The 19,268-nt window shown below is 71.8% G+C and carries 16 protein-coding genes; all 16 read right to left on the bottom strand.

Translation table 11 applies throughout. The features are described 5' to 3' along the window. Positions 1-13: 13 nt before the first annotated feature. Positions 14-1,516 carry a hypothetical protein gene (locus tag V5E28_RS22950; RefSeq protein ID WP_336209083.1) on the bottom strand — a complete coding sequence of 501 codons (1,503 nt, stop codon included), beginning with the start codon at positions 1,514-1,516 and terminating at the stop codon, positions 14-16. Between the two features lie 49 nt (positions 1,517-1,565). Beyond that, positions 1,566-4,031 (bottom strand): primosomal protein N', encoded by a 2,466-nt coding sequence (locus V5E28_RS22945; protein ID WP_442945855.1) that lies wholly within the window; start codon positions 4,029-4,031, stop codon positions 1,566-1,568. 260 nt (positions 4,032-4,291) lie between these two features. Beyond that, positions 4,292-5,479 (bottom strand): methionine adenosyltransferase, encoded by a 1,188-nt coding sequence (metK, locus tag V5E28_RS22940; RefSeq protein ID WP_336209082.1) that lies wholly within the window; start codon positions 5,477-5,479, stop codon positions 4,292-4,294. Between the two features lie 125 nt (positions 5,480-5,604). After that, positions 5,605-5,934, bottom strand: coding sequence for a hypothetical protein (locus tag V5E28_RS22935; protein ID WP_336209081.1), 330 nt, complete (start codon positions 5,932-5,934; stop codon positions 5,605-5,607). Positions 5,935-6,250: 316 nt separating this feature from the next. After that, the gene (gene coaBC, locus V5E28_RS22930; protein ID WP_336209080.1) at positions 6,251-7,450 is read right to left on the bottom strand and encodes a bifunctional phosphopantothenoylcysteine decarboxylase/phosphopantothenate--cysteine ligase CoaBC; all 1,200 of its coding nucleotides are present in this window, start codon (positions 7,448-7,450) and stop codon (positions 6,251-6,253) included. 8 nt (positions 7,451-7,458) lie between these two features. Continuing rightward, the gene (gene rpoZ, locus V5E28_RS22925) at positions 7,459-7,728 is read right to left on the bottom strand and encodes a DNA-directed RNA polymerase subunit omega (RefSeq protein ID WP_336209079.1); all 270 of its coding nucleotides are present in this window, start codon (positions 7,726-7,728) and stop codon (positions 7,459-7,461) included. A 5-nt stretch (positions 7,729-7,733) separates the two neighbouring features. Beyond that, positions 7,734-8,345: a guanylate kinase gene (gene gmk, locus V5E28_RS22920; protein WP_336209078.1), complete on the bottom strand. Its 612-nt coding sequence runs from the start codon at positions 8,343-8,345 to the stop codon at positions 7,734-7,736. 100 nt (positions 8,346-8,445) lie between these two features. Then, positions 8,446-8,769: an integration host factor, actinobacterial type gene (mihF, locus tag V5E28_RS22915; RefSeq protein ID WP_020541698.1), complete on the bottom strand. Its 324-nt coding sequence runs from the start codon at positions 8,767-8,769 to the stop codon at positions 8,446-8,448. 703 nt (positions 8,770-9,472) lie between these two features. Then, a complete protein-coding gene (pyrF, locus tag V5E28_RS22910; RefSeq protein ID WP_336209077.1) occupies positions 9,473-10,171 on the bottom strand; it encodes an orotidine-5'-phosphate decarboxylase in 699 nt (232 codons plus the stop codon). Continuing rightward, positions 10,168-11,145: a dihydroorotate dehydrogenase gene (locus V5E28_RS22905; protein WP_336209076.1), complete on the bottom strand. Its 978-nt coding sequence runs from the start codon at positions 11,143-11,145 to the stop codon at positions 10,168-10,170. The genes pyrF and V5E28_RS22905 overlap by 4 nt, the downstream gene beginning before the upstream one ends. Before the next feature lie 15 nt (positions 11,146-11,160). Next, the gene (locus tag V5E28_RS22900; protein WP_336209208.1) at positions 11,161-12,027 is read right to left on the bottom strand and encodes a dihydroorotate dehydrogenase electron transfer subunit; all 867 of its coding nucleotides are present in this window, start codon (positions 12,025-12,027) and stop codon (positions 11,161-11,163) included. A gap of 22 nt (positions 12,028-12,049) precedes the next feature. After that, the gene (gene carB, locus V5E28_RS22895) at positions 12,050-15,337 is read right to left on the bottom strand and encodes a carbamoyl-phosphate synthase large subunit (RefSeq protein ID WP_336209075.1); all 3,288 of its coding nucleotides are present in this window, start codon (positions 15,335-15,337) and stop codon (positions 12,050-12,052) included. Further along, a complete protein-coding gene (gene carA / locus V5E28_RS22890; RefSeq protein WP_336209074.1) occupies positions 15,324-16,442 on the bottom strand; it encodes a glutamine-hydrolyzing carbamoyl-phosphate synthase small subunit in 1,119 nt (372 codons plus the stop codon). The genes carB and carA overlap by 14 nt, the downstream gene beginning before the upstream one ends. Further along, positions 16,439-17,728, bottom strand: a complete 1,290-nt coding sequence (locus V5E28_RS22885) for a dihydroorotase (protein ID WP_336209073.1) — start codon at positions 17,726-17,728, stop codon at positions 16,439-16,441. The genes carA and V5E28_RS22885 overlap by 4 nt, the downstream gene beginning before the upstream one ends. Further along, complete coding sequence (locus V5E28_RS22880; protein ID WP_336209072.1) at positions 17,725-18,642, bottom strand: aspartate carbamoyltransferase catalytic subunit; 918 nt, start codon at positions 18,640-18,642, stop codon at positions 17,725-17,727. Before V5E28_RS22880 ends, V5E28_RS22885 begins: the two co-directional genes overlap by 4 nt. After that, positions 18,639-19,184: a bifunctional pyr operon transcriptional regulator/uracil phosphoribosyltransferase PyrR gene (gene pyrR / locus V5E28_RS22875; protein WP_336209071.1), complete on the bottom strand. Its 546-nt coding sequence runs from the start codon at positions 19,182-19,184 to the stop codon at positions 18,639-18,641. Before pyrR ends, V5E28_RS22880 begins: the two co-directional genes overlap by 4 nt. Positions 19,185-19,268: the final 84 nt, after the last annotated feature.

The raw sequence follows: 19,268 nt of genomic DNA, 5'->3' as shown, positions 1-19,268 counted from the left end.
CACAGAGACGTACTCATCGGATACCTCGGGAGCGCGCTTTGAAGGCCGCCTTGCGCGCCGCCTTGGCTGCCGTGCCGTCGGGCAGCGAGCGTCCGAGCAACTCCAGAACCTCGACCACGTCGGGGTGGTCGACCCGCCACATCTCGTCGATCATGTGGGTCGGCGGGCCGGAGGCGGACATGTTCTCGGCGAAGACGTCGGGGTCGTCCTCGGCCGCGGGCATCGCCAGCGCGAGCATGTCGACGCTGACCCACAGCAGCTCCTTCTCGCTGAGCGGCGGGGCGGGCAGACCTCTGGCAGCCAGCCAGTGGATGGCGTGCGGGCGCAGCTCCTCGTCGTCCAGGCAGGCACGCACCTCGGGCTCGGCCTCGGCGCCCAGCCGGTCGACGATGGTCACGGCGATGCCCCGGGCCACCGCCGGCGCGCCCGACGCGGCGGCCAGCAGCTCGGCCGCGGCCTCCGCGGGGGGCTTGGCGGCGAGCCAGCGGGTGATGTCGTCCTCGGCCAGCTCGGTCGGGACCCCGTCGAGCAGCCCTTCGATGAGGCCGCGCGCGTCGGTGTCGGCCAGGTCGGCCGCCTGCGGCGCGTCGAGGCCGAGCGCGAGGTAGTGCTCGCGCAGCGCCCACACGGCCGCCGGCGTCAGGCCCGCCGTGTCGCCGGCGACCTCGACCATGCCGCACCAGGTCAGCCGGTCGAGCACGGCGGGCACGTCGACGTCGCCGTCCTCCACGAGCTCCGCCAGGTAGTCGCCGATCACGCTGACGGGCACCGGCACCTGGAGCCGGTAGAGCATGTCGAACAGGTCGTAGAGCTCCTCGTCCACCTCGGCCGAGCCGGTGACCGCGCCGCCGGTGTCGTGCTCGACGAGATGCGCGACGATCGCGGCCCACCGGCGCAGCGGCTCGCCGCCGCCGACCAGCCGCAGCTCTCGCAGGTGCGGCACACCGCCCAGGTCCAGCTCGGCCAGGAGCGGCACGTCCTCCAGCGCGGCGAGCAGGTCCTCCTGCGGGGCCAGCCGCACGGCCGGGCGTGGCGTGCAGCCGGGACAGTCGCAGGGCGCCTCGCCGAGATCGGGGACCTCGCCCGACGGGATCGCGATCGACTGCTCGAGCGACTCCGGCCCGATCGAGCTGAACAGGCTCTTGGCCATGCCGAAGTTGGCCGGGTCGGCGAGCGCCTCGGGCATCCTCGTCGCGATGTCGGCCAGCCGGTCGCGCATCCGCGAGGCCGTGTCCAGGCCGACCGCGCCGGAGTGCTGCAGGTAGTCGACCAGTGTGCGGGCCGCGGCCACCGTCTCATGGGCGCTCTCCGGAGGCGCGATGACCTTGCGCGGGTAGAGCGAGAGCAGCAGCTCGTCGAAAGTGGCGGGGGTGAAGTCGCCGAGCTCGTTGACGTTCAGGTAGTCGCTGGCGTAGTCGCAGAGCAGGCGGACCTCGTCCGCGTCCACCTCGACTTCCCGCGCGCGCCCCCAGGCACGCAGGTCGTCGATGGCCAGGTTTACCCATTCGATCGACACAGGGGCACGCTAACGGCTGGCTTACAGATGAGCGAATCGGGGAAACAGGCTAAATCAGGTCGAGCGGGTCGACACATACCCTCACGACATCTGGCGTCTTTCTCGCCGCACGCACCCCGCTGGCCCCCTTGAGCGCGGCGGCCAGCGCCGCTCCTCCTCCTCGCGGGGTCCGGATCATGGCACGTTCCTGCCCGGAGTCGTCCACCGGCACCGGCCCGAGCACCTGCGCCTCCTCCGGCAGCCGCGTCTCGCCCAGCATCTGCCGCACCGCCGCGGCCGTCCCGGTGAGCGTCGCCATCCGCACCGCGGGCGGGAATCCCAGCTCCGCCCGGTCGGCGAGCTCGCGCTCGGCGTGCGTGACGGGATCCCACCGCAGCAGCGCCTGTACGGCCGGCAACGCGGCATCGGCGAGCACCACCAGCTCGCCGCCGGGCCTGACCAGGGCGGCGGCGTTCATCCACCGGCGCACCGCCTCCTCGCCGGATCGCAGATCGGCCCGCCCGAGCAGCGCCCACCCGTCGAGCAGCACGGCGGCGGCGTAGCCGTCCTCGGCCACGGGTTCGGCCCCCGGCGTGGCCACGACCAGCGACCTGCCCGCCGGCACGGTGGCCAGCACCCCGTCGCGCCCCGACGTGCGCACCTGCACGGAGGGGAAGGCCCTGCCGAGCTCCTCGGCGGTGCGGCGGGCGCCCACGACCACGGCCCGCAGCCTCGGGCTGCCGCAGTGCCGGCACTTCCAGGCGGCGTCCACCCGGCCGCACCAGCGGCAGTAGGGCGCCGTGTGCCCGGCTCGCAGCGCCAGCGGGCCATGGCAGAGCATCCCGGGCCGGTGCGGGGAGCCGTCGTCCGGCTGGGTGTCCTCGACCGGCGGGCCCATCGTGAGACCCGTACGGGTGGGCGGCTGCGCGCAGCGGGCGGCGGTGCGGCAGTGCTGGCAGGCCAGGGCGGGGAGATATCCGCGCCGGGGCACCTGGACCAGCACCGGCCCCTCCTCCAGCCCTTGACGCAGCGCCCGCCAGGCCAGGCTGGGCAACCTCGCAGCGCGCGCCGCCTGGTCCTTGGCCAGCTCGGCGTCCTCACCGGCCGGCCGCACGCGCGGCGCGCGGTCCCTGATCGTCTGGCGGGCCGCCACGATGGGCCTGGCCCAGCGGGAGGCGATGAGCTGGGTCGCCTCGGCCGTGCGTGCGTAGCCGCCGATCAGCATCGCCGCGCCGGCCCGATGCGCTCTGACGCCGAGCACCTCGCGGGCGTGCGGGTAGGGGGCCAGGCGTTCCGCGTGCAGGTCGTCGCCGTCGTCCCAGATCGCCACCAGGCCGAGCCCGGACACCGGCGCGAACATGGCGGCCCTCGTACCGGCTACGGCCCGCACCTGGCCTCTCAGGACGCTCAGCCACCGCCGGTAGCGCTCCGCCGGGCCGAGATCCGCGGTGAGCGCGACATGCCGCCCGCTTCCCAGCGCCCGGCTGAGCTCCGCGTCGAGCAGCGCCACGTCCTTGCCGTCGGGTACGACGACGAGCGCGCCCTTGCCCCCTTCCAGGGTCGCCCGCACCGCCTCGGCCATGGCCACCGCCCAGCCCGCGCCCCCCGGCAGCGCCGACCACACGGCCCTCGCCGTCCTGCCGTGGCGCAGCGCGTCGAGGAACGAGGGCCCCATCGGATAGTCCGCCCACGCGCCGGCGTCGATCTCCTCGGCGCGCCGTCCGGCACCGCCCTCGGCGACCGCCGCCTCATGCCCGGCCCCGGCGTCCTCTCGGGCCTCCCCGCCCGGCCGCTCGGCCACCGCCGGCTCATGACCGGCAAGCTCCTCTCCCCCGACCGGCTCGGCCACGCTCGGCTCGGTCCTCTCCTGGGGCTGTTCCGGCTCGGACGTCGCCGGCACGTCCTCCTGCTCCGGTCTCGCCTGCTCCGGTGCTTGCGGCGCTTCCACGTACGTCCGCGCCCGGGCGGCGGCGCGCCCCGATGCCGCATGGGCGAGCGGCGGCCCGGTGTCCGGTGCGGGTTCCGCCGACGGCGTCGAGGAGGCACCCTGCTGCGACACCGGGGCCGGTGCGGCGGCGACCGGGGAGCCGGCGGGGCGGGTGGCCGACTCGGTCCTGGCGTGCCGCGGGGGGACGGCCAGGCGCAGCACGTCGGCGAGGGTGCCGGCGTAGCGGTCGGCCACCGCCCTGGCCAGGTCGGCGATCTCCGGGGTCAGCACCCGCTCGGGCGACACGACGCGTTCGAGCGGAGTCAGCTTGCCGGTGTGGTCGCTGTGCTCGGCCCGCTCCAGCACGAAGCCGTCGACCAGCTTGCCCGCGAACCGCACCCGGACCCGGACCCCCGGCCCGGCCGTCTCGTGCATGGAGGCGGGCACCAGGTAGTCGAAGGGCCGGTCGAGGTGGGGCAGCGGATTGTCCACCGCCACCCTGGCCACCGGCAGCTCGGGCGCCGGGACCACGGCTCCCTTGGTGTTCTTCGACGACATCGGGGGCCGCACGGCGTCCAGCGGCAGGAGAGCGTCGTCGGAGTGGGTCACGCATTACGTCTACCAGACGTGACCCCCGCACATGCCGCGCTGCCCCCTCCGGCCTCCTTCAGGCGACAGCCCGTACCGTCACCTGGCGAGGGGCCCGCCCGACCTGCGAACCCCACGAGCCGGAACGTCGGCATCGGCACCCGACCACGCACGAAGCCGTATGGCCCACGGCGCACATGGACACCGCTCAGCCAGGAAGCCAGAAATGCGCGGATGCCGCATCTCAAAAACGAGATGCGGCATCCGTCAGCTAGCTCATGTCACAGACCGGCGGCGGACCTGAGCGCCTCGGCGCGGTCCGTGGACTCCCAGGAGAAGCCCTCGCGGCCGAAGTGACCGTAGGCGGCCGTCTCGGAGTAGATGGGCCGCAGCAGGTCGAGGTCGCGGATGATCGCGGCCGGACGCAGATCGAAGACCTGGAGGACGGCGGCCTGGATCTTCTCCACCGTCACCTTCTCGGTGCCGAAGCACTCGACGAACAGGCCGACCGGCTGGGCCTTGCCGATGGCGTAGGCGACCTGGACCTCGCAGCGGTCGGCGAGGCCGGCCGCCACGACGTTCTTGGCGACCCAGCGCATGGCGTAAGCCGCCGAGCGGTCGACCTTGGACGGGTCCTTGCCGGAGAAGGCGCCGCCGCCGTGGCGGGCCATGCCGCCGTAGGTGTCGATGATGATCTTGCGGCCGGTGAGGCCGGCGTCGCCCATCGGGCCGCCGATCTCGAAGCGGCCGGTCGGGTTGACCAGCAGGCGGTAGCCCTCGGTCTCGATGTCGAGGCCCGCGAGCACGGGGTCGACCACGTGCTCCTTGATGTCGGGCGTCAGCATCTCCTTGAGGTCGATCTCGGCGGCGTGCTGCGTGGAGACGACCACGGTGTCGAGGCGGACCGGGCGGTCGCCGTCGTACTCGATGGTGACCTGGGTCTTGCCGTCGGGCCGCAGGTAGGGGACGGTGCCGGACTTGCGGACCGCGGACAGGCGCTGCGCCAGCCGGTGCGCGAGGGTGATCGGCAGCGGCATCAGCTCGGGCGTCTCGCGGCAGGCGTAGCCGAACATCAGGCCCTGGTCGCCCGCCCCCTGGCGGTCGAGCTCGTCGCCGTCACCGTCGACCCGGTGCTCGTAGGCGTCGTCGACGCCCTGGGCGATGTCGGGCGACTGCGCCCCGATGGACACCGACACGCCACAGGAGGCGCCGTCGAAGCCCTTGTGGGAGGCGTCGTAACCGATCTCCAGGATCTTCTCCCGGATGACGCCGGGAATGTCGACGTAGGTCTCGGTCGTGACCTCGCCTGCGACATGGACCTGGCCGGTAGTGATCATCGTCTCGACGGCGACCCGGCTCTTGGGGTCGTCCTTGAGCATGGTGTCGAGAATCGCGTCACTGATCTGGTCGGCGATCTTGTCCGGGTGGCCCTCGGTGACCGACTCGGAGGTGAACAGGCGACGTGACAACTCAGTGGCTCCTCATGCAGCGGCTGCTGACGGATTTGGGGCTCAGGACGGATTGACACGCCAGAGCCTCGCCGAAGTCTAGCCCTACCCGGCGCCAGGTCGCGAAACCGTCCGCGTGGCGCGCGTCAGAGGTGAGGCAGCGGATCGGGCGGGAGCGTCTCCGGCGCGAACACCTCGGCGTCCGCGGCGGCCACCACGGCGGCGTACTCGTCGTCGAACTCGAACACCATGCTCCCCAACTCGATGACCGGCCCAGGCGCCTGCATGATCGGCCCGAGCCGGGTCTGACGGGGGAAGGTCGCGTGGACCGAGACCGGCCGGTCGTTCCTCAGCATCCTGGTGGCGAGTACGGATACGGCCAGGTCGGTGACCACGATCAGGAAATTGGCCGCTCCGGGCGGCCCGACGGACAGCGCGGGAAAGACATAGCGGATCGCCCCCTGATGGCCCAGCACTGTCCTGCAACGGTCCCTGACAGCAGCATTCACTGGCATACCGTCCCCCTTTGCCCCAAGTATCCGTAGGCGTAGGGATATGCCGCAACAGCTGATCGGGTAATCAACCTGCCCGGTAAGCCTCCTGTACGCCCCCGCGACAGGCCGTCCGGACACCCCGGCGGCCTTCGCGGGCGTGCCGGCGCGGCGGCAGGGGAGATCGGCATGGGCAGGCGGCCCCGGACGAACAGTCAGCGGCCGGCGCGAAACCGCCGCGTCAGGGGATGCGCGCCACATCCCGCCTCAGGGAATGCGCCGCGCTCCGGTCCCGGTGGGTTCAGGGCAGACGGGTCGCGACCGCGTCCCAGACGGCGTCGGCCACGTCCTCCTTGGGCCCGCGCGGCACCTCGATCGGATCGCCTCCCGCGACGAGCACGGTGGCCGCGTTGTCCGGGGTGCCGAAGGCGAGGTGTTCACCGACCTGGTTGACCACGAGCAGGTCGCATCCCTTGCCGGCGAGCTTGGCCTGGCCGTTGGCGAGCACGTCGTGGGTCTCCGCCGCGAACCCGACGATCACCCGCGGGCGCGCGCCGGGCACGGCGGCCTTGCGGCGCTCCCCCAGCTCGGCCAGGATGTCGGGATTTTTCGTGAGCTGGATGGGCTCAGGGGCGCCATCCTTCTTCTTGATCTTGGCATCGTGGCGGAGGGCGGGCCGGAAGTCGGCCACGGCGGCGGCCATGACGACCACGTCGGCGTCGCCGGAGGCGGTGAGCACCGCCTCGCGCAACTCGGCCGTGGACTCGACCCGCACCACCGTGGCGCCGGCCGGGTCGGGCAGCGCGACGTTCGCGGTGACCAGGGTCACCTGGGCGCCCCTTGCGACGGCGGTGCGCGCCAGGGCGTATCCCTGCAGGCCGGACGAGCGATTGCCGATGAAGCGTACGGGGTCGATGGCCTCGCGGGTGCCTCCCGCGGAGACGACGACCTTCAGCCCGGCCAGGTCGAGCGGCCGGCCGCTCAGCGCGCGCAGGCAGACCTGGAAGATCTCGGCGGGGTCGGGCAGGCGGCCCGGGCCGGTGTCGGCGCCGGTGAGCCGGCCCACCGCGGGGTCGATCACGACGGTGCCGCGCTCGCGCAGTGTCGCGACGTTGGCGCGGGTGGCGGGATGCTGCCACATCTCGGTGTGCATCGCGGGCGCGAACACCACCGGACAGCGCGCGGTCAGCAGCGTGTTGGTCAGCAGGTCTCCGGCGAGCCCGTGGGCGGCCTTGGCCAGGATGTCGGCCGTCGCCGGGGCCACCACGACGAGGTCGGCCGTCTGGCCGATCCGTACGTGGGGCACCTCGTGCACGTCGTCCCACACGTCGGTCGCCACCGGATTCCCCGACAGGGCGGCCCAGGTGGGCTCGCCCACGAAACGCAGGGCCTCACGGGTCGGGACGACCCGCACGGTGTGCCCTGACTCGGTGAACAGACGAAGCAGCTCACAGGCCTTGTATGCGGCGATGCCGCCGCTGACACCCAGGACGACCTTCATCGAAGGGGTCAGGCCGCGCCTTCGATGGGCTCGGCGTTGAGCAGGCCCTCGGCGACCTCGCGCAGCGCGATGGACAGCGGCTTCTCCTGGGCGTGCGTCTCGACCAGCGGCCCGACGTACTCCAGCAGGCCCTCGCCGAGCTGGGAGTAGTAGGCGTTGATCTGACGTGCCCGCTTGGCACCCATGATCACCAGGGAGTATTTGCTGTCGACGATGTCGAGCAGCGCGTCGATCGGCGGGTTGGTGATCCCCTCAGCGACCGGGGCAATTCCTGCCACGATTGTCAGACCTCTCGGTTGGTGGATGTCGTGACCCCCTGAGGGTCAGTCATCAAGGCTATCAGCCGCCGGCACACGTCCTTCACATCCGTGTTGACCAGCGTGAGGTCGAACTCCTGCTCGGCCGCCATCTCGATCCGCCCCGCCTCCAGGCGCCTGGCGATGACGTCCTCCGGCTCGGTCCCCCGGCCGCGCAGCCGATTCTCCAGCTCTTCCCAGCTCGGCGGCTTCAGGAACACGAGCAGCGCCTCCGGCATGCTGCGCCGCACCTGCCTCGCACCCTCGAGATCGATCTCCAGCAGGGTCGGCACGCCCTTGGCGAGCCGGTCCAGCACGGCCTGGCGCGGCGTGCCGTAGCGGTTGCCCGCGAACTCCGCCCACTCGAGCAGCTCGCCCTGCGCCACGAGCCGGTCGAACTCCTCGCCGTCGACGAAGAAGTAGTGCAGCCCGTGCACCTCGCCGGGCCGGGGCCTCCTGGTGGTCACCGAGACCGACAGCCACACCTCGGGATGTGCCCGCCGGATCTCGGCGACGACTGTGGACTTGCCGACGCCTGACGGCCCGGATAGGACCGTCAGGCGTCTGTCGTCCGAGGGGAGGAAGCCGCCGACTCGCATGCCCGTTCCGACTGCCTCGTGGGCCCTTACACTGCCGGACCAGGACCTGTCGGTCACTTCCTACCCCCCGTTGAACCAGCGTTTTCGTGTGGAACCGAGATTAGCTCTCGTTGCCACCGAACTCGCGCTCGAGGGAAGCCCTCTGGTTCGCGCCGAGACCCCGCACGCGGCGGGACTCGGCGATGGCAAGACGCTCCATGAGCTGCTTGGCGCGGACCTTGCCCACGCCGGGGAGCGATTCCAACAATGCCGACACCTTCATCTTGCCGATGACGTCGTCGGTCTGCCCATCCTTGAGCACCTCAGCCAGAGAAACCGCGCCATGCTTGAGCCGGTTCTTGACCTCGGCACGCTCTTTACGGGCCTTGGCAGCCTTCTCCAGGGCTGCGGCGCGCTGCTCAGGGGTCAGGGGAGGAAGAGCCACGCCGGGTCACCTCGAATTTCTGTCGATGTACTCGGACGGGAAGGGAAACTAGCTGGTCATCGGCCCCTAAGCAACGTCAAGAGCGGTTTCTCTCGCCACAAAGTCCACTTCATCACTCTGCGTGATGGTAAAATCACCTTCTGCTGATCAAATCGCCCTCACTTCCCACTTCTTCGCCGTGCGCGCCGCACGTTCGGAGGGCGCTACGATGATCATGTGAGGGCACGCGCCGCATGTCCGAAAGCAGGGCTGACCTGTGTCCGTAACCCTCGGCCGGTACGGCGCGGGCGGGCCGGACACGACCCGCGACGCCTTCGCTCGGGCGGTCGCGACCCGGCCTCCACAGCCAGGCCCGCACCGGCTTTTCGCGCGAGCGCATAGCCAAGAAGATGCATTAACCCCCAGACCCATACAAATCGAACGCGACACACATTCAAGACATAAAGCGCGCGTGGGCACATTCCTCACAAACCCGCACAAAGTACGGCGCGAGTCCACCCGTCCGGCCGAGCGAGGCACACGGGTGGCGTGAGGATGGCCGCGGCGTCAGCCGGCCGCTGTGCGGACCCGGCTCGCATGACCAAGCTGGGGGCGCGAGATCCGGCAGCGGGAAGAGGGGGCGGCGACGACGCCGGGCGCCATGAAGCCTGCCACCGCGAAGCCCTGATCCACCGGCCGCCGTGAGGTCACAGGGGAACGCCTCTCAGGCGTGGCTGGTGCGGCGCAGGGACGCCGCGATGGCCGCCGCGGCCGCGCCAGGGTCCGGGGAGCCGGTGATGGGCCGGCCGATGACCAGAAGGTCGGCGCCGTCCGCCATGGCCTGCTCCGGGGTCGCCACGCGGGCCTGGTCCTGGCTGTCCGTGCCGGGGGGCCGCACGCCGGGGGTGATGAGCGTGATGCCCGGCCCCACCTCCGCGCGGACGGCCGACACCTCGTTCGGGGAGCAGACCAGGGCGGTGACGCCGGCCTCGACGGACATGGCGGCCAGACGGCGGACCGCGTCGTCGGCGGCCCCGGCGATGCCGATGCGGCCGAGGTCCGCCTCGGACAGGGAGGTCAGCACGGTGACCGCGGCGATCTGGGTGTGGGGCGCGGCCTCGACGGCCGCCTTGATCATCGCTGGGCCGCCGGAGGCGTGCACGGTGAGGATGGCGGGGCGCAGGCGTGCGACGGCCTTGGCGGCGCCGGAGACGGTGTTGGGGATGTCGTGCAGCTTGAGGTCGAGGAAGACCCGGACTCCGCTGGCTCCGCGGACGGAGGCGATCACGTCGGGCCCGTAGCGCAGGTAGAGCTCCAGGCCCACCTTCACCGTGCTGACGTGCGGGGTCACCAGCCCGGCCCACCTGGCGGCGGTCTCCAGATCGGGGGCGTCGAGGGCGACGGCGATGGGTGCGGGCGTCAAGGCGTGCTCTCCTCGGAGTCGACGAGCAGGTGCCGTGGGGCACTGCCCGGCGGGCGGTGGGCCAGGCCGACGGCGTCGGCCAGGCGGTGGAAGCCGCGCGCCTGCAGCAGGTCCTCGAGCTCGCGCTCGATGCGCAGGCACGCGTACGGGTCGTGGAACAGGGCCGTGCCGACACCGACCGCGCAGGCGCCCGCCAGGATGAGCTGGAAGGCGTCCCGGCCGCTCATCACGCCGCCGACGCCGATGAGCGGGACGCCGGGCAGGGCGGCGTGCACCTGCCAGACGCACCGCACGGCGAGCGGCAGGATGGCGGGGCCGGACAGCCCGCCGGTCACGGCGGCCAGCGACGGCCGCAGCGCCTCGGTGTCGATGGCCATGCCCAGCGGGTTGTTGATCATGGACAGGGCGTCCGCTCCGGCGTCGACGCAGGCTCTGGCGACGGAGACGATGTCGGCCACGTCGGGGGCCAGCTTGGCCACGACGGGCACGTCGTAGCGCATGATGGACCGCACGGAGGCGATCACCTCCGCGGCGGCGCTCCCCTCCCGGGCGAAGACGCGGCCCCGGTCCTCCATGTTGGGGCAGGACAGGTTCACCTCGAGGGCGGTGACGCCGGGCGCGTCGGCGAGCCTGCGGGCCAGCTCGGAGTATTCGGCGACGGTGCCCCCGCCGATGGAGACGATGGTCTTGATGCCCCGCTGGGCCAGCCAGGGCAGTTCCCGCTCCAGGAAGGCGTCGATGCCCGGCCCCTGGAGGCCGACGGCGTTGAGCATGCCGGAGGGCGTCTCGGCCATCCGGGGCGTGGGCCGCCCGGCGCGCGGCGCCATGGTGATCGACCGGGTGGTCAGGGCGCCCAGCCGGTGCAGGTCGAAGAACTGGGCCAGCTCCCGCCCGGAGGCGGCGCAGCCGGCGGCCGTGGTGACAGGGTTCGTCAGCTCCACATGCGCCAGGAATGTACGCATATCAACCGACATAGTCCTCACCACCCCTCAGCTGGCATGGCGGGCACCGCCTCCCGGCGCGCCGAGAGCGTCGAACGGGATCGTTCCCACGTCCTCGAAGCGCACCCGCTCCCCCCGGAACACCGGCCCCTCCGCGCACGCCCGGACCATCCTGGTCACGCCGTCGTCGCCGATGACCGGCAGCACGCAGGTCATGCAGACCCCGATGCCGCACGCCATCGACTCCTCCACCGCCACCTGCACCGGGATGTCGAACTCCATCGCCACCGCCGTGACCGACCGCAGCGACTCCATCGGGCCGCAGGCGTAGACGGCGTCGGCGCGCGTGTCGGCGATCACCGATGGCAGGGCGTCGGTGACCTTGCCGCGCACGCCCAGCGAGCCGTCCTCCGTCGTGAGGGTGGTGGTCTCGGCCATGCGGCGGGCCCGCATGGCGCCGAACACGCGGTCGGCGCTCGCCCCGCCGAGCACGAAGTCGACCCGGCAGCCGCGCTCCAGCAGGGCGTCGGCCAGCGGGAACAGCACCGCGGAGCCGTACTCGGCGCCGACGAGCACGCAGTGGACCGGGTCGCGCGGCAGCGGGAAGGGGCGGCCGAGCGGCCCGACCAGGTCGAGCGTGTCGCGGGCGCGGCGCTCGGCGAGCCAGGCGGTCCCGGAGCCGCGCACGGTGAAGACGAGCTCCACCGTGCCTCCGTAGTCGGACTTGACGTCGTGGATGGACAGGGCGCGCCGGGTCACCATGGACGTCCGCTCACCCCCGACCGCGACGGAGACGAAGTGGCCGGGGCGGTAGCGCTCGGCGATGCCGGGCGCCACCACGGTCAGCGCATGGTACGCGTCGACGCGGCGCGTCGTCAGCACCGTGCCTGTCACCTGCACCGGAGTGCCGGCCAGTCTGCTTCACCTCCTGGGGGAGCTAGCCCCGTAGTGCCTGCGCGTGCTCCTGGAGGGACCGTACGCCGACATCGCCCCGCACGATCGCCTGGATGCCCGCCGCCGCGGCGGCGAGCCCCGAGACGGTGGTGATGCACGGGATGCCGCGCAGGACCGCGGCGGTGCGGATGTCGTAGCCGTCGAGCCTCGGCCCCGACTGTCCGGGGCTGCCGAACGGCGTGTTGACGATCAGGTCGATCTCGCCGTCGAGGATGCACTGCACGCTCGTGGGCTCACCTCCGGGACCGGTCCCCTCGCTGTGCTTTCGCACGATCTTGGCACGGACGCCGTTGCGGCGCAGCACCTCTGCCGTGCCCTCGGTGGCGAGGATCTCGAATCCGAGATCGGCGAGCGCCCGCACAGGGAAGATCATCGCACGCTTGTCCCTGTTGGCCACGGATACGAACGCGCGTCCCTTGGTGGGAAGTTCGCCGTAGGCGGCCGCCTGGGACTTGGCGAAGGCGATGCCGAAGAACTCGTCGATGCCCATGACCTCGCCGGTCGAGCGCATCTCCGGCCCCAGCACGATGTCGACGCCGCGGAAGCGGTTGAACGGCAGCACCGCCTCCTTGACCGCGATCGAGGCGTCCAGCGGGAGCGTGCCGCCGTCGCCGGTGGCGGGCAGCATGCCCTCGGCGCGCAGCTCGGCGAGCGTGGCGCCGAGCATGACGCGGGCCGCGGCCTTGGCCAGCGGCACCGCCGTCGCCTTGGACACGAACGGCACCGTACGGCTGGCCCGCGGGTTGGCCTCCAGGACGTACAGGACACCGGCCGACATCGCGTACTGGACGTTCAGCAGGCCGCGCACGCCGACGCCGCTGGCGATGGCCTCGGTGGCGGCGCGGATGCGCTTGATGTCGTGGCTGCCGAGCGTGATGGGCGGCAGCGCGCACGCCGAGTCGCCGGAGTGGATGCCGGCCTCCTCGATGTGCTCCATGACGCCGCCGAGGTAGAGCTCGGCGCCGTCGTAGAGGGCGTCCACGTCGATCTCGATGGCCTCGTCGAGGAACTTGTCGACCAGGACGGGGTGGCCGCCCTCCTGGGCCGCCATGTAGGTGGTGAGCGTCTCGTCGTCGTAGACGATGGCCATGCCCGCGCCGCCCAGCACATAGGAGGGGCGCACGAGCACCGGGTAGCCGACGTCCTCGGCCACGGCCAGCGCCTCGGCGACCGTGGTGGCGGTGCCGTGCTTGGGCGCGGGCAGGGCGGCCTCGGCCAGCACCCGGCCGAACGCGCCGCGCTCCTCCGCCAGGTGGATGGACTCCGGTGAGGTGCCGACGACGGGCACCCCGGCGTCCTTCAGCGCCTGGGCGAGGCCGAGCGGCGTCTGCCCGCCGAGCTGCACGATGACGCCCGCGACCGGGCCGGTCTGCTGCTCGGCGTGCACGACCTCCAGGACGTCCTCCAGCGTGAGCGGCTCGAAGTAGAGCCGGTCGGAGGTGTCGTAGTCGGTCGAGACGGTCTCGGGGTTGCAGTTGACCATGACGGTCTCGAACCCGGCCCTGGACAGCTCGAAGGAGGCGTGCACGCACGCGTAGTCGAACTCGATGCCCTGCCCGATGCGGTTCGGGCCGGAGCCGAGGATGATGACCTTCTGCCGGGTGCCGTACGGGACCTCGCTCTCCTCGTCGTAGGCCGAGTAGAGGTAGGGGGTCTTGGCGGCGAACTCCGCGGCGCAGGTGTCGACGGTGTTGTAGACGGGCCGCAGGCCCAGCGCGTGGCGCAGGTCGCGGACGCGGGCCTCGTCGATGCCGCGGATCTCACCGATCTGCGCATCGCTGAAGCCGTGGCGCTTGGCCCGCTGGAGCACTCCGGCGGTCAGCTCAGGCGCGCCGGCGAGCTCCTGCGCCTCCTCGTGCAGCAGGAAGAGCTGGTCCAGGAACCACGGGTCGATGCTGGTGGCCTCGAACAGCTCCTCGGCGCCGGCTCCCGCCCTGATGGCCTGCTGCATGGTGCGCAGCCGCCCGTCGTGGGGGACACGGCACGCGGCCAGCAGGTCCTGCTTGCCGGCGATCTCGCCCGCCCAGGTGAACGAGGAGTCCTTCTTCTCCAGGGACCGCAGCGCCTTCTGCAGCGCCTCGGAGAAGGAGCGGCCGATGGCCATGGCCTCGCCCACGGACTTCATGTGCGTGGTGAGCGTCTGGTCGGCGCCCTTGAACTTCTCGAAGGCGAAGCGCGGCACCTTGACCACGATGTAGTCGAGCGTCGGCTCGAAGGAGGCCGGGGTCTCCTTGGTGATGTCGTTGGGGATCTCGTCGAGCGTGTAGCCGATGGCCAGCTTGGCGGCGATCTTGGCGATCGGGAAGCCGGTGGCCTTCGAGGCCAGGGCGGACGACCTGGACACGCGCGGGTTCATCTCGATGACGATCATGCGTCCGGTGCGCGGGTCCACCGCGAACTGGATGTTGCAGCCGCCCGTGTCGACGCCGACCTCGCGGATGACCGCGATGGCGACGTCGCGCATGTTCTGGTACTCGCGGTCGGTCAGGGTCAGCGCCGGGGCGACGGTGACGCTGTCGCCGGTGTGCACGCCCATCGGGTCGATGTTCTCGATGGAGCAGACGATGACCACGTTGTCGTGCCTGTCGCGCATGACCTCGAGCTCGTACTCCTTCCAGCCGAGGATGGACTCCTCCAGGAGCACCTCGGTGGTCGGCGAGGCGTCGAGCCCGGCTCCGGCGATGCGCCGCAGGTCGGTCTCGTCGTAGGCGAAGCCGGAGCCGACGCCGCCCATGGTGAACGACGGCCGCACCACCAGCGGATAGCCCAGCTCGGAGACGGCCGCCAGGCACTCGTCCATCGTGTGGCAGACGACCGAGCGCGCCGACTCGGCGTTGAGGCCGCGCTCGCGGGCGACCTTGGCGACGATCTCCTTGAACTTCTCGCGGTTCTCGCCGGCCTGGATGGCGTCGAAGTCGGCGCCGATCAACTCGACGTCGTAGCGCTCCAGCACTCCGGCCTCGTGCAGCGCGACCGCGGTGTTGAGCGCGGTCTGGCCGCCCAGCGTCGGCAGCAGCGCGTCCGGTCGCTCCTTGGCGATGATCTTCTCGACGAATTCGGGGGTGATGGGCTCGACGTAGGTGGCGTCGGCGAACTCGGGGTCCGTCATGATCGTCGCCGGGTTGCTGTTGACGAGGATCACGCGGAACCCCTCGTCGCGCAGCACGCGGCAGGCCTGGGTGCCGGAGTAGTCGAACTCGCACGCCTGTCCGATCACGATCGGCCCGGAGCCGATCACCAGGACCGACCTGATGTCCTCACGCTTGGGCACGGCTCATGACCTCACAGAACTCGTCGAACAGATAGGCCGCGTCGTGCGGGCCCGCGGCCGCCTCGGGGTGGTACTGGACGCTGAACGCGCGCCCGTCGAGCAGCCGCAGCCCTTCGACGCAGCGGTCGTTGAGGTTGACGTGGCTGACCTCGGCCGGCCCGTACGGGGTGTCGAACGGCCCGTCCAGCGGCGCCTCGACCGCGAAGCCGTGGTTGTGGGCGGAGATCTCCACCTTGCCCGTCCGTACGTCCTGGACGGGCTGGTTGACGCCCCGGTGGCCGTAGCGCAGCTTGTAGGTGGAAAGGCCCAGCGCGCGGCCGAAGAGCTGGTTGCCGAAGCAGATGCCGAAGAACGGCACGCGGGCCTCCAGCACGGCGCGCAGCGCGGAGACGTCGGCGGTGGCGGGGTCGCCGGGGCCGTTGGAGAGGAACACGCCGTCCGGCCGGATCGCCATGATCTGCTCGAACGTGGCGGTGGCCGGCAGCACGTGCACCTCGCAGCCGCGCTCGGCCATCCGGTGCGGCGTCATGCCCTTGATGCCGAGGTCCACGGCCGCGACCGTGAACCGCTTGGCGCCCAGGGCGGGAACGACGTACGGCTCGGTGGTGGCCACCTCGGCGGCCAGGTCGGCGCCTGCCATGGCGGGCGCCTGCCGGACCCGCTCGACGAGGTCCTCCAGCGGCTCGGCGGGCGCGGTGAAGATGCCGGCCCGCATGGCGCCGCGCTCGCGCAGGTGGCGGGTGAGCGCGCGGGTGCCGGGGATGGCGATGCCGACGACGCCCTGCTCCTTGAGGTAGTCGTCGAGCGAGCGGTCGGCCCGCCAGCTCGACACCACGCGCGAGGGCTCGCGCACGACGTAGCCGGCGACCCAGACGCGGCCCGACTCGGGGTCCTCGTCGTTGACGCCGGTGTTGCCGATGTGCGGGGCGGTCATCGCGACGATCTGGCGATGGTAGGAGGGGTCGGTCAGGGTCTCCTGGTAGCCGGTCATGCCGGTGTTGAAGACCATCTCGCCGAAGGTCTCGCCGACGGCGCCGTAGGGCGTTCCGTGGAATGCCCGGCCGTCTTCCAGCACGAGCACCGCGCCGGTCGCGGGATTTGTCACACCAGCTTCCCTTCGAGAACGGTGGGCTTGCCCCGCAGGAACGTCGCCACTACCCGGCCGGGCAGCGTCATGCCGGCGTACGGGGTGTTGCGGCTCTTGGACGCGAAGGCGGAGGGGTCCACCTCGGTGCGGGCGGACGGGTCGTACAGGGTGAGGTTGGCGGGCGCGCCGGCCTCGATCGGCCGGCCGTGACCGGACAGGCGGCCGATGCGCGCGGGCGCGGCCGACATGCGCTCGGCGACGCCGGCCCAGTCGAGCAGCCCGGTCTCGACCATGGCCTCCTGCACGACGCTGAGCGCGGTCTCCAGGCCGACCATGCCCATGGCCGCGGCCGACCACTCGGTCTCCTTGTCCTCGACCGGGTGGGGTGCGTGGTCGGTGGCGACGATGTCGATCGTGCCGTCGGCGAGGGCGGCGCGCAGCGCCTCCACGTCGGAGCGGGTGCGCAGCGGCGGGTTGACCTTGTAGATGGGGTTGTAGGCGCCGCCCGGCGAGTCCTCGACGAGGTCGTCGGTGAGCAGCAGGTGGTGCGGGGTGACCTCGGCGGTGACGTTCCAGCCCTTGGACTTGGCCCAGCGCAGGATCTCCACCGAGCCGGCCGTGGACACGTGGCAGACGTGCAGCCGGGAGCCGACGTGCGCGGCCAGCAGGCAGTCGCGGGCGATGATCGCCTCCTCGGCGACGGCCGGCCAGCCGGTCAGGCCGAGCCTGCCGGAGACGTCGCCCTCGTTCATCTGCGCGCCCTCGGTGAGCCTGGGCTCCTGGGCGTGCTGGGCGATGACGCCGTCGAACGCCTTGACGTACTCGAGGGCGCGGCGCATGAGCACCGCGTCGGAGACGCACTTGCCGTCGTCGGAGAAGACGCGGACCCGGGCGGCGGAGTCGGCCATCGCGCCGAGTTCGGCGAGCTGCCTGCCCTCCAGGCCGACGGTGACGGCGCCGACGGGCTGCACGTCGCAGTGGGCGAACTCACGGCCGAGCCGCCAGACCTGCTCGACCACGCCGGCGGTGTCGGCGACGGGCGAGGTGTTGGCCATGGCGTGCACGGCGGTGTAGCCGCCGCGGGCGGCCGACTGGGTGCCGGTCTGGACGGTCTCGGCGTCCTCCCGGCCGGGCTCGCGCAGGTGGGTGTGCAGGTCGACCAGGCCGGGCAGGGCGATGGCGCCGCCTCCGTCGACGAGCTCGTCGTCGCCCAGGAGGCCGGGGCCGATCTCGGTGACGAGCCCGTCCTGGACGCGGATGTCGGCGGGCTCGCCGCCGAGGATCCGTACGTTGCGAATTATCACGCGATCTCTCCCCCGAGGAGCAGGTACAGCACGGCCATGCGGATGGTCACCCCGTTGGCGACCTGCTCGACGATGGTCGAGCGCGGGGAGTCTGCCACCTCGGCGGCGATCTCCATGCCCCGGTTCATCGGACCGGGGTGCATCACGATGGCGTCGTCGGGCATCTTGGCGAAGCGGGCGCGGTCGAGGCCGTAGCGGCGGGAGTACTCGCGCTCGCTGGGGAAGTAGGCGGCGTTCATCCGCTCCTTCTGCACCCGCAGCATCATCACCACGTCCGACTTGGCCAGCACCGCGTCGAGGTCGTAGGAGACCTCGCAGGGCCAGGTGCCGACGGAGACCGGCAGCAGCGTGGGCGGCGCGACGAGGGTGACGTCGGCGCCGAGGGTGTGCAGCAGGAGCACGTTGGAGCGGGCCACCCGGCTGTGCAGCACGTCGCCGACGATCGTGATCCTGCGCCCGTCGAGGTTGCCCAGGCGGCGGCGCATCGAGAAGGCGTCGAGCAGCGCCTGGGTGGGGTGCTCGTGGGTGCCGTCGCCGGCGTTGACCACGCTGCCGTGCACCCAGTTGGCCAGGCGGTGCGGGGCGCCCGAGGCGCTGTGCCGGATGACGACGGCGTCGGCGCCCATCGCCTCCAGGGTCAGCGCGGTGTCCTTGAGCGATTCGCCCTTGGAGACGCTGGAGCCCTTGGCGGAGAAGTTGATCACGTCGGCGGACAGCCGCTTGGCCGCGGCCTCGAAGGAGATGCGGGTGCGGGTGGAGTCCTCGAAGAACAGGTTGACCACCGTGCGGCCGCGCAGCGTGGGCAGCTTCTTGATGGATCGTTCCGAGACCCTGGCCAGCTCCTCGGCGGTGTCCAGGATGAGCAGCGCGTCGTCCTTGGTGAGGTCGCCCGCGGAGATCAGGTGCCGGTTCACTTGGCGGCCTCCTTCATCAGGATCACGGCGTCGCGCCCGTCGGTCTCCTGCAGGAAGACCTTGACCTTCTCGCTCTTGGCGGTCGGCAGGTTCTTGCCGACGTAGTCGGCGCGGATGGGCAGCTCGCGGTGGCCGCGGTCGACGAGGGTGGCGAGCTGGACGGCGACGGGGCGGCCGAGGTCGTTGAGCGCGTCGAGCGCGGCGCGGACCGTGCGGCCGGAGTAGAGGACGTCGTCGACGAGGACGACGATCTTGCCGTCGACGCCGTCGGAGGGGAGCTCGGTGCGGCCCAGCGGGCGGGCCGGCTTCAGCCGCAGGTCGTCGCGGTACATGGTGATGTCGATGGAGCCGACGGGGATCTTGACCCCTTCGAACTGCTCGATCCGGTCGCCCAGCCGGCGGGCCAGCGTGGCGCCGCGGGTGGGGATGCCGAGGAGGACGACTTCGTCGGCGCCCTTGGTGCGCTCGAGGATCTCGTGCGCTATCCGGGTCAGCGCCCGATGGATGTCGGGGCCTTCGAGAACGGCCCTGGATTCGGACATGAGGGATTCACCACCTTTCCCGCCTCACGGGACGGGTCTTAAAGGGTGTTGGTCGCGACACACAGTACCAGGCGCTACCAGCCA

Origin of the sequence: Nonomuraea sp. LPB2021202275-12-8, assembly GCF_037044575.1 — a bacterium.
Taxonomy (GTDB): Bacteria; Actinomycetota; Actinomycetes; order Streptosporangiales; family Streptosporangiaceae; genus Nonomuraea.
The sequence above is the reverse complement of the archived record's forward strand: the minus strand, read 5'-3'. Positions and strand labels throughout refer to the sequence as shown.